Raw genomic sequence first — 13,413 nt, 5'->3', positions numbered from 1 at the left:
GATCAGCCGCCTTGTGCCTTGCCATGCCGCCAACCCGCCTTGAGGCGTCGCCCCAGTTCGGTGTTTTCGGCGAAGCGCCGGGCCTGTTTGTTGATCATCGCAAGAGCGGACACCGCCAGCACCACGAGCATCGGCCAGGGGCGGCGGGCAGCCAGCATCACGTCGCTCTCCATGCGGATGCGTTGCGCATAGGCGGATTTGTATTCGGCATCGCCGTGGCCGAAATCCAGACACTTGATGTCCGGGTCCGCGCAAAGGTCCTCGATCATGCGCAACATGGTCAGGCGACCCACCGAGTATTTGCCATATTCCGGATCGAAGCCGGGTGTGCCGGCAAAGAAGGTTCCTGCATAAGCCAGACCGGTCCAGAACGCGACGGGCTGTTCGTCGATGGAGAGCATCCAGGTCCGGTGCCATCCTCGCTCCAGGCCGAGTTCGATGAGCCCCCTTTGCATCGGGTCGCCCAGATAGCCGACACCGAGCCCGCGTTGATAACTCTTGGCGGCCACCGTTTCCATGTCGCTGCAGATGCGAGGCAGGTCTTCCAGGCTCCTCCATCTGTGCAATCGTAGACGGTCGCCAAATTTGTCGGTCAGCCGCCGATCGTGCCGGCGCAGCGTTTCGCGGGTCTTCACCGAACGGCTTTCCAGGAATTGTTCCAGCGAACCCGCCATGCAGGCCACCCATCGTGGCGCCGCCGGCTGCCCATGGGCGCGGCGCGCCGTTCCGGTCGCTGCAGTGGCTTCCTGATAGAGCGTGCTTTCGATATCGACATTGCGCATCAGCAGCAGGTCCGCCTTCCCGCTCTTGAAGGCGTCTGTCAGATGCCGCATGACGAGCGCTTCGTCCTCTCGCGTTCGCGCACCCAGAATGCCGTCGAATGTTACAACAATCGCCCGCAACGTTACGCGGCCAAGCGTGCGATAGCCGAAGCGGAACGCCACCGGCAGGTTTTCGAGCCGCGCCACGGCGATCAGGCTGGACCCGTCATCGCGCCGGATATGCACGACATGGGGCCTGACGACCTGCTTGGCATGCTTTACCACGGTCATGAAGTAGTCGATGTCGGAATCGATATCGACTACGGGCAAGGTGTTCCAGGCAGGACGCAAGGCTTCGACCTGTTCCAGGGTTGTTGCCACCGTTGCGATGTCGTCACGCATGGCGACGGCCCCGGTCTGGCTGGATAGCGACACAGCGCTCATCGACAATGTCCCTGACCGCGATGGCTTGAAAGGGGAGGCGGCCGTTGCGTTGCCCAGAGGCTAGCCGAGGGCCGGTGCGTCGACCATCCAGCACCGAGGGAGCAAAAGATTGAGCCCGTTCGGCAATTGGACGTATCGAGGCCGCTCGGGGCGAAACCTTCCATCAGTTTGGACGCTCTGGCAGCATCGCGCCGATCGCACGCGTGGCACCCGGCCTTGCCGCGCGCGCAGGCTTGCTCAGCTGCGGCGTGTCGAGAATCCAGGCCCCGCTACCCAGCGCGAAGATGAAAACGACGTAGGTCGCGTTCCAGAAATAGACCGTCCACCCAACCAGGAAAAAACCGGTCAGCGCCATCAGATAGGCCGTACGATAAACCTGCGTTCTTTCGTCCAGCCCGGATCTGTAGGCGACCGGCAGGTAGGTCGAAAAGAAGGTGAACATCACGAAGAAGCCGGCCGGTATGCCGTGCCTCACGGCGTCGACGATCCAGTACATGTCGATGCTCGTGGTCATCCAGTCTGGCCGGTTCCACGGATTGAACCCGATGCCGAACAGCGGGTGGTTGAGGATTGAGGCTGTGCCGTAGCGCCAGATCAGCACGCGCATATAGGCCGAGCTTTCGTCGAATGAGAAATACGACATGAAGACGACGGGAACCGCGCGGTTGGACAAGACCTCGATGGAAGCAGCCATGAGGAAAAGCAGGCCGCACAGAATCTTCCAGCGGCTCGTTATGCTTCCAAACAGCCAGTACCAGAAGAGCAGCAGCGCCTGGCAAGTCAGCGCGGTCAGCGGGCCGGACGACAGCGACAAAAGCGTTGCGGCAGCTACGACGATCGTCGCACTCCAGCGGCGCGCCAATGTCTTGCCATAGCCAAGAACCAGATGCGTTGGCGCCAGAATGCTGGCGCAGACGACACCATACAGGATCGGATGTTCGAACAGGCTCTGGACACGGCGAAGCCCCCAGCGCGGTTGGAGGTAGTCGTCGGGGAAAGTCCGGCTGATCGACGAAAAAGCGCTCAACAGCCAATTGCGGCCTGTCCAGGCCTCGATCACGGCGAAGGGCAGCAGGAAGGCGACCAGCTTGAAGAACAGCGACACCATGGCATGGAAGTCGTCAGCGTCGCGGATGAAGCAGCGGGCGAGCAGATAGGTGCCCATCGTCTCGATGAAGATCATGCCCGACGGCTGCACGGCGTAGCCGAAACCGTGCACCATCGAGATGGCGAGAAAGCACCACAGGCAGTAGAGCAGCAACGAGATGTCGGCGAGGCGTATCCGGCCTGCCTTTCCGCTCAGCCACATTACCAGGCACGGGAACAACCACGCCAGCAGCACCAGGCGATAAACCGACAGACGCATCGGACCGATATTGATGATCCATGGGACAAGCAGTGAGATCAGGAAGAGGAATATCGGCCAAGACAGGGGCCTGGATGCCACTATGTCCTGCTTGCCGGACGCCAGGCGGCTCGAAGCGGAACCGCGCCGGCCAGGCCTCGCGCCGAACGCAGGGTCTGCCAGGCCGTTCGCGACAGCCCCGTCTGGTCCGATGGGGTAGGTTTCTCGCTTGCGCATGACACGCCCCCGCCCTCGAATTCGACCAAGGGCGCCGGAGAGCCTAGAGCCAATCCGCGCGGCGTGGGATTACTCACTTTGATGTAGGGGCGGCTATATTGTCTAACCTGCGGTGCGGCGTATTTTTTGATGGACCGCTGGAACCTGGCTGAAGGCTCGACGGTTCGGTCGGTTTCGCACATGGATGCCGGCCGGTTTCGGGCAAGATCGAGACGAGGACATTTCGATGTCGGTCGAGGGCATGGCGCGGTCGCTCTATCGGAACATGGCCACCTTCGGAGACCGCTATCGCCGGGAGAGGTTGAGGATCCCGATCGGCGAGGGGCGCAGCAGCCAACCCGCTGTCTATTTCCTGACACCGGATCATCCCGAGCCTTCGGGTGGCATCCGCGTCATCTACCGTCACGTCGATATCCTCAATGCCGCGGGCATAGACGCCTTTGTCCTTCATTGGCGCCCCGGCTTCCGCTGCAGCTGGTTCGACAACGCCACCAAGGTAACGGACTGCGTTCACGCCAAGATAAGACAAGGCGATCTGCTCGTCGTTGCCGAAATCGATGTCGACCTGCTCTCAAACCTGCCCAAACCGCTCGCCTATGTCATCTTCAACCAGAACAGCCATTTGACTTGGCGGCACGCGCCGGAGCGGATCGCGTGCTGTTATCGGCCCGGCTCCGGCCTGATCCGTACCGTCACGGTTTCCCGTCACAACCAGCGCATGCTGGAAATGGCGTTCGGCGAGGGGTTGGTCGAACGCATCCATCTTTCCATCGACGGCGCGTTGTTTCATCCTGGCGGACGCCCTCGCACGCGTAGCATCGCCTATATGCCGCGTCGCGGCCACGAGAGCGCCCGGCAGGTGATCGAGATATTGCGCGCGCGGGGCAGCCTCCGCGACTGGGAATTGCTGCCGCTCGACGGCCTGTCCCATGCCGAAGTGGCCGCTTATCTGCGCACGACGCGCATCTTCCTCGCATTCACCCAGCACGAGGGGTTCGGCTTGCCCGCGGCGGAGGCGATGGCTTGCGGCAATTATGTCGTCGGCAACCATGGTTTTGGCGGCAGCGAATTCTTCCGGCCGGAGTTCAGCGCCACGGTGGAAAGCGGCGATGTGGTCGGGTTCGTCGAGGCGGTGGAAGCGGCCATCGCTAGTGAGCGCGCCGACCCCGACTGGTGCCGCGACCGGGGCCTTGTGGCGTCGCACTTCATCCGCAGCGAATATTCCGTCGAACGGGAACGCGAAGAAGTGGTCAGGCTTTATACGGGAATATTGCAACGTCTTCAGCCCGCGAGCGACGACAAGCCGGCTAGAAATAGCGGGACTTCAGCTTCGGCTGGGAGAACTGGCATCGAACAAGGCTGACAAGCAGCCGTGCATTGAATACGCGTTCCCGCCACGCGGAAACCGGCCTGAACACCCTGTAGATCACGCGGGCTAGATAGGGCAGGCCGAGCATCTCCGGCTTCACATAGAGCGCCACCGCGATGTTCTCGTTCAAGCGCTTGCGCATGGGATGTTTGCGAGGGTTCCGGTAACCCATGCCTCCACCGGAAATGCGCGCCACGGATTTGCGCTCGACTTTGAACAGCCATGCCGACCATTCCTGGTCCTCGGCGGAAAACACTTCCGGCCGGAAGCGCCGCTTCTTCAGCAGCGCCGTCTTGACCACCGCGCATGTGTTCCACACGCCGTTGAAACCGGTGAAGTTGGTCTGGTCGATCAGGATGTGGGACAGGCAACCTTCATCCTCCGCGCAGAAATAGGCGGCGCCGATGCCGTCATTTTCGGCAAGCAGGGTTATCGCATAAGCCACGGCATCGGGATTGGTCAGAACCGTGTGCGAGGAAACGATCAGCACATAGTCTGTATCCAGATAGTCTATGCCCTGGTTCAGCGATCCTGAATAGCTGAATTCCTCGCCGACATAGCGATGCACGACCGAGCCGGCCGGAACGATATCGAGTGTCCCGTCGGTCGATCCCGAATCCACGAAAACATAGCGAAGCGGCCGCCAGTTCTGCGCTGACAGCGACTGGATCGTCGCCGGCAGGGTCGCACGGGAATTGAAGGTGCGGATCAGGGCGGAATAGCGCCGAGGCTCCATCGGTCACTCCGGATGAGGTGTTGTTTCCGCGAGCTCAGCAAGCGAAAGCGACGCTGAAAATACAAAAATAGAAAACAGCAGTTGGAGGTGATAAACAATATCAAGGTGAAAGTGTCAAAACCGTGCAGGAAATAATCAAGAAACAACGTTAGATAGGAGAACAAATTGTCTATTTCTGTCGATGTGATTGTGCCATGTTACCGATACGCGCACTTTCTTCAGGGGTGTGTTGAAACTATTTTGGAGCAGAGAGGTGTGGATGTTCGCGTTCTTATTATTGACGATGCCTCACCGGACAACACCGAAGAGATAGGAATGGGGCTTGCCGACAGTGATAGCCGGGTGACCTTTCGAAGGCATCAGACCAATCGGGGGCACATACCCACCTTCAATGAGGGGATCGAATGGGTATCGGCTGAATGTCTGCTCCTGCTTTCGGCTGACGACTACATCCTTCCGCAGGCGTTGAGCCGGGCCTGCCGGCTCATGGCGGATGCGCCCGAAGTGGGCTTCGTGTTCGGCAACGCCATCACAAGGCACTCGGACGGCACGGAAGAACAGGTTCGGCCGCTCGGCAGGAAGGCGGGAACGGCAAAGTCGCTGGTCATGACCGGCGCGGAATTCGTGAAGGTCTCCGGCGGCAGCAACATCGTGCCGACGCCGACGGCTGTGGTGCGTACCAAATTGCAGAAGCGCCTTGGTGGGTATCGGCTGGAGTTGCCGCACAGCGGCGACATGGAGATGTGGCTAAGACTGGCATCGCATGCGCAGGTAGGGTTTATCAACGAGGATCAGGGCGTCTACCGCAGGCACGACGCCAACATGTCGCTGGCCTACAGTGCCGGCCACATGCTGGCCGACCTCAAGGAACGTCACAAGGCGATCATGGCTTTCCTGACCGAAGCTGGTGGGACGCTGGCCGCCGACCCGGCGGTGCGATCGACGCTTTCCGAAGGGTTGGCGCGACAGGCCATCGGGCGGGCGAGTGCCGCCTTCAACGCGGGCGATCTTGATGCGGTCGATGCTATCTCGGCCTTCGCGCAAGACGTATGTCCCGGAATTCGCAAGTCATGGCCGTGGGCCAAACTGGCAAGCAAACGGTTGATCGGCCAGGCGGGATGGCAGGCCATGAGTTCGGCGAAGTCGAGCTTCTCGCGTCGTTTCTGATCGTACGATGGCACCAGGTCGACAGATCCATTCCACGGCCCCTGCCGCGTCATCACAAATGCGGTCGCGCATGCGGCTTCCGACAGGGCGTCTACTCCTTTGTGGGATGACGCTACCGCGTTTTCTTCAATTTACTCAGGGCCCGAAAAGCCATCTCGTTGTCAGCGGGGTTTCGTCCCACTTCGCATGAAACCGCCGTGCACCCGTCAGGTCGCAGACGGCGCCATCCAGGGCAACGGTGCTGGCAACAGGAGAGCCGGGGCAGCATGATTTCTTCTTCCGTCATCCTGTCCGAGGGTGTCGTCATCCACCAACCGGACCTGGTCAACCTCTACGGATGCAGCATCGGCGCGGGCTCTCGCATCGGCGCCTTCGTTGAGATTCAGCGCAACGCCGTCGTCGGCAAAAACTGCAAGATTTCCAGTCACAGTTTCATCTGCGAGGGCGTCACGCTCGAGGACGGCGTCTTCATAGGTCATGGGGTCATGTTCACCAACGACCTCTATCCGCGCGCCGTCACGCCAAACGGCGCGCTGCAGTCCGACGCCGATTGGACCGTCACTCCCACCACCGTCAAACGACATGCCTCGATCGGCTCCAACGCCACCATTCTGGCCGGCATCGTGATTGGCGAAGGCGCGCTAGTCGGCGCCGGTGCCGTCGTCACCCGCGACGTGCCGGACTTTTCCATCGTCGCCGGCGTGCCGGCGGCCGTCGTCGGCAAGGTGGAGGGCGCGCCTGTCCGCGCCAGGGCCGTGGGAGAAGCACGATGATCGGCGTCGCCGTGGTGGGCTATGGTTATTGGGGCCCCAACCTCGTTCGCAATCTTTCCGAGGCAGCCGGCACCGAACTCATCGCGGTCTGCGACCTTAATCTGGACCGGCTTGCAGCCGTGCGCGGCCGCTATCCGAGCGTCGCGGTCACCGACGATTACGAGGCGATCCTGCGTGACCCGCGCATCGCCGCGATTGCCATCGCTACGCCGGTGTCGACGCACTTCAGGCTTGCCATGAGTGCCTTGATGGCGGGCAAGCACGTGTTTCTGGAGAAGCCCATCGCTCCTTCTTCCGAGGAAGCCGAACGGCTGATCGAAGAGGCCGAGCGCCGTGGATTGGTGTTGGCGGTCGACCACACATTTGTCCACACCAGCGCCGTGCGCAAGATGCGCGAGTTGGTCGAGGGAGGGCTTGGCGAAATCTACTATTACGATTCCGTGCGCGTGAATCTCGGCCTTTTCCAGCACGATGTCAGCGTGATCTGGGATCTGGCCGTGCATGATCTCTCGATCATGGATTACGTGCTGCCAGCGCGACCGGTGGCGGTCTCCGCGATGGGCATGAGCCATTTCCCCGGCGAGCCCGAGAACATCGCCTATCTCAACCTCCACTTCGACAGCAAGCTGATCGCGCATGTCCACGTCAACTGGCTGGCGCCGGTCAAGGTGCGCCGCACGTTGATCGGCGGTAGCCGCAAGATGGTCGTCTATGACGATCTGGAGCCGAGCGAGAAGATCAAGGTCTACGACAAGGGCATCACCCTCAAGGGCGAGTTTCAGGCCAATGGCGAAGCGGTGCGGCAGGCCCTGATCGGCTACCGCAGCGGCGATATGTGGGCGCCGCATCTCGATATCGCCGAGGCGCTCGCGACCGAACTCAAGGAGTTCGTCGGCTGCATCGAGACAGGCGGCACCCCGGTCGCCGACGGGCACGCCGGCCTGCGGGTCGTTCGCATCCTCGAAGCGGCAAGCGCGTCGCTTTGCCAGCGCGGCCGCGTCGTCGAACTCGAACCCGCGAGGCGCGTCGCATGATCCCGTTCCTCGATCTCAGGGCGCAATACGCTTCCATCAAGCCCGAACTCGACGACGCGGTGCTTCGCGTTCTGGCGTCCGGGCAATATGTGCTTGGCGAGGAAGTGGCCGGTTTCGAGCGCGAGTTCGCCGCCTATTGCGGCACTAGCCATGCCGTCGCGGTCAACACCGGAACCAGCGCATTGCATCTGGCTTTGCTGGCGGCGGGCATCGGACCGGGCGACGAGGTCATCACCGTGCCCTTCACATTCGTCGCCAGCGTTGCGGCCATCCGCTACACGGGCGCGCATCCGGTGTTCGTGGACATCGATCCGCATGCATTGACCATGGATCCCGCGCAGCTTGAGGCGGCGATCACGCCGCGCACCAAGGCCATCGTGCCGGTCCATCTCTACGGGCGCATGGCCGACATGGCGCCGATCATGGAGATCGCCGACCGCCACGGCCTGCCGGTGATCGAAGATGCATGCCAGGCGCATGGCGCCGATTTCCGCGACAAACGTGCCGGCAGCATCGGCCATTCCGGCTGCTTCTCCTTCTATCCGGGCAAGAACCTCGGCGCCTGTGGCGAAGGTGGCATCGTCGTCACCAACGATGCTGCTACCGCCGCCATGGTGGCGACGCTGCGCGACTGGGGACAGGAGCAGCGCTATCACCATCGGCTCAAGGGCTTCAATTTCCGCATGGACGGCATCCAGGGTGCGGTCCTGCGCGTCAAGCTTCGCCACCTCGAACACTGGACGGCGGCCCGGCGCTCGCATGCCAGGCTCTACGATGCCCTTTTGGCCGACATCGAGACGATCCGCTCGCCGGCGAACCCTGCCGACGGGAGGCATGTCTACCATGTCTATGCCATACGCTCGGTCGACCGGGACAGTCTGCGGCGAAGCCTTGACGTTGCCGGCATCCAGACCGGACTGCACTATCCGATACCGGTTCATCTGCAGCCGGCGCACGCCGATCTTGGCCACCGCGTTGGCGATTTTCCGGTTTCCGAGAAGGCAGCCAACGAGGTCCTGTCGCTGCCGCTCTATCCCGAGATGACGGCCGGCCAGGTGGCCGAGGTCGTCTCGGTGATCCGGGCAGCGACCATGGCTTCGAGCGAAGTGCGGGTGGCCCATGTCGGCTAGGTCCGAACCGCATGGCAGGGTCGTTCCGGCTGTACATGGGCGCCGGCTCGAACCTTCGGACCCGAATTTCGCGAGCGGTTTCGCCGAAGCGCTGATCGAGGCCTATGGCGACAAGGGGCTGGAGGATCTCTATGCGCGTTTCGCGGTGGGAGACGGCTTCATCGACGCGACCATGCGCAAGACGATTTGGTATGCTCTGGCGATGCACTGTGGTCCCGGGCTTCAGGTCGGCGCCGGCGCGTCATTCAGGCATGCCGGTACATTCCGGATCGGCGCCGGCGTGTTCATCGGTGCGATGGCCATCATCCAGGGGCGGCACGACGGCACCTGCATCATCGGCGACAACAGCTGGATCGGCCCGCACGTCTTCCTCGACGCGCGTGATCTGATCATCGGCGAATCCGTCGGCTTCGGACCGGGCTCGAAGGTGCTGGGGTCCGAACATAGCGGGCTGCCGATCGACCAGCCGATCATCCGTACCGATCTTGAGATCCGGCCGGTGCGGGTGGGCGACTGGGCCGATATCGGCACCGGTGCCACCATCCTTCCCGGCATCACGATAGGCAAGGGCGCCATTGTCGGGGCGGGCGCGATGGTCGCTGCCGACGTGCCGCCATTCGCGATCGTGGCGGGTGTGCCGGCGCGGTTTCTGCGCTGGCGGGAAGGTGTCGAAACGATGCGCATCAAGCCCGAGGGAGCGGACAGGTGATGAAAGACAAGCGTGTACTGATCACCGGCGGTGCCGGCCTCATCGGCTCCCACATCGCCGATCTGGTCGTGCAGGAGCAGCCGCGCGAGATCATTATCCTCGACAATTTCGTACGCGGGCGGCACGAAAATCTGCGCCAGGCCATGGCGGCGTTTCCGCTCACCATCGTCGAGGGCGACATCCGCAACCGCGCCTTGCTCGCCCGTTTGTTTGCCGGCGTCGATGTGGTGTTCCACCAGGCAGCGATCCGCATCACCCAATGCGCCGAGGAGCCGCGACTGGCTTTCGACGTCCTGGCCGGCGGCACGCTGAACGTGATCGAGGCCGCGGTGGAGGCGGGCGTGTCCAAGATTGTCGCCGCCTCGTCCGCCTCGGTCCTCGGCCTCGCTGACACTTTCCCGACGACTGAGGATCACCATCCCTACAACAACCGCACCATCTATGGCGCCGCGAAGGCCTTCAACGAAGGGCTGTTGCGGTCCTTTGCCGAGATGCGCAGCCTCCACTACGTCGCGCTGCGTTATTTCAACGTTTACGGCCCGCGCATGGATATCCACGGCGCCTACACAGAGGTGCTGATCCGCTGGATGGAGCGCATCGCTGCTGGTGAGGCGCCAGTCATCCATGGCGACGGCACGCAGACGATGGATTTCGTTCATGTCCACGACATCGCCCGCGCCAATCTCCTGGCTGCGAAATCCGAAATCACGGACGAGGTGTTTAACGTGGCGAGCGGAACCGAGGTCAGCCTGCTCCAGCTCGCCCGCATGCTGTGCACGGTCATGGGCTCGACGCTGCAGCCTGTACACGTTCCGGCGCGCGCCGTGAACGGCGTGACGCGCCGGCTTGCCGACACCAGCAAGGCACGCACGCGCCTCGGCTTCGAAACGAACATTTCGCTGGACAGCGGGTTGCGCGACCTCGTTTCCTGGTGGCGCCAGGAACAGGCGCAAGCCAAGGTCGCGGCAGAATGAGCGCGGCCCTGGCACAGATACCGGTCGCTAAGCCGATGCTTGATGAGAGCGAGGCCGACGCGGCGCGGCGCGTGATCCTGTCGGGCTGGGTGACGCAGGGGCCGGAAGTCGCGGCCTTCGAACGCGAGTTCGCAGCCCTTGTCGGCGCACCACATGCTTGTGCTGTCTCCAATTGCACGACCGCGCTGCATCTTGCCTTGAAGGCCGTCGGTGTTGGACCGGGCGACGAGGTGATCACCGTCAGCCATTCCTTCATCGCCACCGCCAATGCCGTGCGTTATTGCGGCGCGCTGCCCGTGTTTGTCGACACCACCGCCGGCGACTACAACATCGATCCTGATCTGGTCGCCGCCGCGATCACGCCGCGCACCAAGGCAATCCTGTGCGTCCATCAGATGGGCATGCCCTGCGATCTGTCGCGGCTCATTGATATCGCCAGGCGCCATGCGATTCCGCTTGTCGAGGATGCCGCTTGCGCGATCGGTAGCGAGATATTCTGGAACGGCAAATGGGAGCCGATCGGCAAGCCGCATGGCGACATTGCCTGTTTCTCGTTCCATCCCCGCAAGGTGGTGACCACCGGCGACGGCGGCATGCTGACGACGGCCAATCCAGATTACGACGCGAAATTCAGGCTCTGGCGCCAGCATGCGATGAGCGTGGCCGACACGGTGCGCCACAGTTCGAACGCCGTCATCTACGAGAGCTATCCCGAACTCGGCTACAACTACCGCATGACCGACATGCAGGCGGCGATCGGGCGTGAGCAGCTGCGCAAGCTACCCGGGATCGTGGCGCGACGCCGGCGGATCGCCACCCTGTACGGACAGCGTCTTCGCCACATCCCCGGCCTGCGCACGCCGGCCGAACCGGACTGGTGCCGTTCCAACTGGCAAAGCTATTGCGTAGCCTTGCCGGAACGCGCCGACCAGCGCCAGGTCATGCAGTTGCTGCTCGATCGCGGTATCTCCACGCGGCGCGGCATCATGAACATTCACCTGGAAGGCGCCTATGCGGAACCGGGTGCTTGCCGGCGCTCTTCGACGCTGCGGCACAGCGAGCGGGCACAGACCGGTTCGATCATCTTGCCGCTCTACGCGCAGATGTCCGAACAGGAAGTCTTCCGGGTCACCGAGGCGCTCGAGCACGTCCTGGCATTGATCCCGCTGCTGCGCGCGGTGGCTCCCGTCAGGCCGCTTTCATCAGCCACGGCCGGATGAAGGCAGGAAGCGTCTCTTCCGGCAGCAATGTCGCCAGCATCCGCAGCGAATAGAGGCCGGTGATCAGCGTCAAGGCCACGCCCACGGCCGCCGCTGGCCAGACCGGCAGCAGGAACACGACGCCGAAGACGATGACGGTTGCCGGCAGGAAGATCAGGCCGAGCCGCAGGTTGGAGGTGGACCAGCGGAAACCGCTCATCCGGTTCACCAGTACATAGATCAAGATGCCGTGCCAGATATAGAGGCCAAAGAAGGCCATGCCGGCGCCGACCAGGCCGACGCGTGGCACCAGGAGCCAGGCCAGGCCGACATTGACGACCGTCGCCGCCACCTCGGTCCAGAAGAAGGTGTTGCGGTCGCCCTTGGCCAGCACGATGAACCCCATTGGCCATGACACGATGCGCAGCATCATGCCGAGGCAGATCCAGCGCAGCACGTCGACCGCGGGATGAAACGCCGGCGAATAGAACAGCGTCATCACCAGAGGTGCGATGGTCAGCGTGGCGATCAGCCCCGGGCCGGCCAACAGGATGCTTATCTGCGTCTGTTCGTTCACCAGGCGGTTGCATTCGTCGTCGTCGTCGGCCACGGCGGTCAGCCGCGGGTAGAAGTCCGTGCCCATCGCCTGCAGGATGAAGCCGGCATAGAGGCCGCCCAGCGTCCAGGCCGCCTGGTAGAGGCCAGCCGCCTCGAAGCCCTCCTGGCGCATGACGATGATCCTCACCGCATAGGCCGCACCCACGGTGAGGAAGCCACTTGCCATGAACACCACGCCGAGCTTGAGCAGGGCGGCCGACTCTTCGAAAACCTGGCTTGTCGATATCGCCGTGGCTTCGACCTTGATCTTGCGGGCATACCACCAGGAGGTGAGGATCGACATCGCCGCCATGGCGACGAGCGCCGGCACTATCCCGGCTTGACCAAACCGGTAGACCATCGGGATACCGATGGCCGTGCTGAACAGGGCGGCCAGCATGTTGATGCGGGCAAGATCGGCGATGTGCCGCATGCCTTGCACGAGCGCTATCTGTCCCGCCGAAATCAGCCGGAGCAGCACGGCGACGGCAAGCAGCGCCACACCCATTGTGTGGCTGCGGTCGCCGAAGGTGAATTGCGCCACCGGCATGGCGAGTGCGGCGAGCAGCACCGCGCCCGCCAACCCCAGCACGATGGAGATGCGCCGCAGCACTGTCGCCGTCCGGACGATCCGCTCGCTATCCTCGGCTCCGGCCGCCTCGGCGATCTGGCGCACGCCGCTCACCTGAATGCCGAGCCCGGCCAGCGTCTGGGTGAGATCGGCGATGGAAGTGTAGAGCCCCATCAGTCCGACGCCTTCAGGCCCCAGAAGCAGCGCCATGGCCTTGTTGCGGATGATAGAAAAACCGATGTTGACGACCGAGGAGCCGCCGATCATCGCGGTCGATTTCAGGATTTGGGTGTAGGTCTGCCTTCTGGCCGGGGCGGGAGCGGACATCGCAGGGGCAGACATGGTTGGGTTGTCCGTCATGATACGA

Annotated in this window: 12 protein-coding genes; 8 read left to right on the top strand and 4 right to left on the bottom strand. The window is 62.8% G+C overall.

What is annotated here, in order from left to right; genetic code table 11:
• Positions 1–2: 2 nt before the first annotated feature.
• Both AB4136_RS03375 and AB4136_RS03370 read right to left on the bottom strand, forming a co-directional pair.
• Positions 3–1,205 (bottom strand): GNAT family N-acetyltransferase, encoded by a 1,203-nt coding sequence (locus AB4136_RS03375; RefSeq protein WP_024924914.1) that lies wholly within the window; start codon positions 1,203–1,205, stop codon positions 3–5.
• A gap of 163 nt (positions 1,206–1,368) precedes the next feature.
• On the bottom strand, positions 1,369–2,652 hold the full coding sequence (locus AB4136_RS03370; RefSeq protein WP_137901080.1) for an O-antigen ligase family protein: 1,284 nt from the start codon (positions 2,650–2,652) through the stop codon (positions 1,369–1,371).
• Between the two features lie 361 nt (positions 2,653–3,013).
• Between AB4136_RS03370 and AB4136_RS03365 the strand changes: the two genes are divergently transcribed.
• Positions 3,014–4,150, top strand: a complete 1,137-nt coding sequence (locus AB4136_RS03365; protein WP_244431319.1) for a glycosyltransferase — start codon at positions 3,014–3,016, stop codon at positions 4,148–4,150.
• Here AB4136_RS03365 and AB4136_RS03360 read toward each other — a convergent pair.
• Positions 4,095–4,892 (bottom strand): glycosyltransferase family A protein, encoded by a 798-nt coding sequence (locus tag AB4136_RS03360; RefSeq protein WP_024924911.1) that lies wholly within the window; start codon positions 4,890–4,892, stop codon positions 4,095–4,097. The genes AB4136_RS03365 and AB4136_RS03360 overlap by 56 nt on opposite strands.
• A 165-nt stretch (positions 4,893–5,057) precedes the next feature.
• Between AB4136_RS03360 and AB4136_RS03355 the strand changes: the two genes are divergently transcribed.
• The 7 genes from AB4136_RS03355 to AB4136_RS03325 all read left to right on the top strand — a co-directional run bounded on the left by AB4136_RS03355 (position 5,058) and on the right by AB4136_RS03325 (position 11,899).
• Entirely contained in the window at positions 5,058–6,059 is a 1,002-nt protein-coding gene (locus AB4136_RS03355) for a glycosyltransferase family 2 protein (RefSeq protein ID WP_171020973.1), read from the top strand.
• Positions 6,060–6,325: 266 nt separating this feature from the next.
• Positions 6,326–6,832, top strand: coding sequence for an acyltransferase (locus AB4136_RS03350; RefSeq protein WP_024924909.1), 507 nt, complete (start codon positions 6,326–6,328; stop codon positions 6,830–6,832).
• Complete coding sequence (locus AB4136_RS03345; RefSeq protein ID WP_024924908.1) at positions 6,829–7,866, top strand: Gfo/Idh/MocA family protein; 1,038 nt, start codon at positions 6,829–6,831, stop codon at positions 7,864–7,866. Before AB4136_RS03350 ends, AB4136_RS03345 begins: the two co-directional genes overlap by 4 nt.
• Positions 7,863–8,996, top strand: coding sequence for a DegT/DnrJ/EryC1/StrS family aminotransferase (locus AB4136_RS03340; protein WP_024924907.1), 1,134 nt, complete (start codon positions 7,863–7,865; stop codon positions 8,994–8,996). Before AB4136_RS03345 ends, AB4136_RS03340 begins: the two co-directional genes overlap by 4 nt.
• On the top strand, positions 8,986–9,705 hold the full coding sequence (locus AB4136_RS03335) for an acyltransferase (RefSeq protein ID WP_024924906.1): 720 nt from the start codon (positions 8,986–8,988) through the stop codon (positions 9,703–9,705). Before AB4136_RS03340 ends, AB4136_RS03335 begins: the two co-directional genes overlap by 11 nt.
• Positions 9,705–10,679, top strand: a complete 975-nt coding sequence (locus AB4136_RS03330) for an NAD-dependent epimerase/dehydratase family protein (protein ID WP_137901079.1) — start codon at positions 9,705–9,707, stop codon at positions 10,677–10,679. The genes AB4136_RS03335 and AB4136_RS03330 overlap by 1 nt, the downstream gene beginning before the upstream one ends.
• Positions 10,676–11,899, top strand: coding sequence for a DegT/DnrJ/EryC1/StrS family aminotransferase (locus AB4136_RS03325; RefSeq protein ID WP_024924904.1), 1,224 nt, complete (start codon positions 10,676–10,678; stop codon positions 11,897–11,899). Before AB4136_RS03330 ends, AB4136_RS03325 begins: the two co-directional genes overlap by 4 nt.
• Here the strand turns inward: AB4136_RS03325 and AB4136_RS03320 are convergent.
• Positions 11,868–13,406, bottom strand: coding sequence for an O-antigen translocase (locus AB4136_RS03320; protein ID WP_373426390.1), 1,539 nt, complete (start codon positions 13,404–13,406; stop codon positions 11,868–11,870). The two genes, AB4136_RS03325 and AB4136_RS03320, sit on opposite strands and share 32 nt — an antisense overlap.
• Between the last annotated feature and the right edge of the window lie 7 nt (positions 13,407–13,413).

Origin of the sequence: Mesorhizobium sp. 2RAF21 (assembly GCF_052115345.1) — a bacterium.
Taxonomy (GTDB): domain Bacteria; phylum Pseudomonadota; class Alphaproteobacteria; order Rhizobiales; family Rhizobiaceae; genus Mesorhizobium; species Mesorhizobium terrae.
This window is presented reverse-complemented; position numbering and strand designations above follow the sequence as displayed.

Excerpts from the sequence above, each read along its gene's own strand:
- AB4136_RS03375 (WP_024924914.1), bottom strand. The coding sequence starts at position 1,205 with ATGAGCGCTGTGTCGCTATCCAGCCAGACCGGGGCCGTCGCCATGCGT.
- AB4136_RS03365 (WP_244431319.1), top strand. The coding sequence starts at position 3,014 with ATGTCGGTCGAGGGCATGGCGCGGTCGCTCTATCGGAACATGGCCACC.
- AB4136_RS03360 (WP_024924911.1), bottom strand. The coding sequence starts at position 4,892 with ATGGAGCCTCGGCGCTATTCCGCCCTGATCCGCACCTTCAATTCCCGT.
- AB4136_RS03350 (WP_024924909.1), top strand. The coding sequence starts at position 6,326 with ATGATTTCTTCTTCCGTCATCCTGTCCGAGGGTGTCGTCATCCACCAA.
- AB4136_RS03345 (WP_024924908.1), top strand. The coding sequence starts at position 6,829 with ATGATCGGCGTCGCCGTGGTGGGCTATGGTTATTGGGGCCCCAACCTC.
- AB4136_RS03340 (WP_024924907.1), top strand. The coding sequence starts at position 7,863 with ATGATCCCGTTCCTCGATCTCAGGGCGCAATACGCTTCCATCAAGCCC.
- AB4136_RS03335 (WP_024924906.1), top strand. The coding sequence starts at position 8,986 with ATGTCGGCTAGGTCCGAACCGCATGGCAGGGTCGTTCCGGCTGTACAT.
- AB4136_RS03330 (WP_137901079.1), top strand. The coding sequence starts at position 9,705 with ATGAAAGACAAGCGTGTACTGATCACCGGCGGTGCCGGCCTCATCGGC.
- AB4136_RS03325 (WP_024924904.1), top strand. The coding sequence starts at position 10,676 with ATGAGCGCGGCCCTGGCACAGATACCGGTCGCTAAGCCGATGCTTGAT.
- AB4136_RS03320 (WP_373426390.1), bottom strand. The coding sequence starts at position 13,406 with ATGACGGACAACCCAACCATGTCTGCCCCTGCGATGTCCGCTCCCGCC.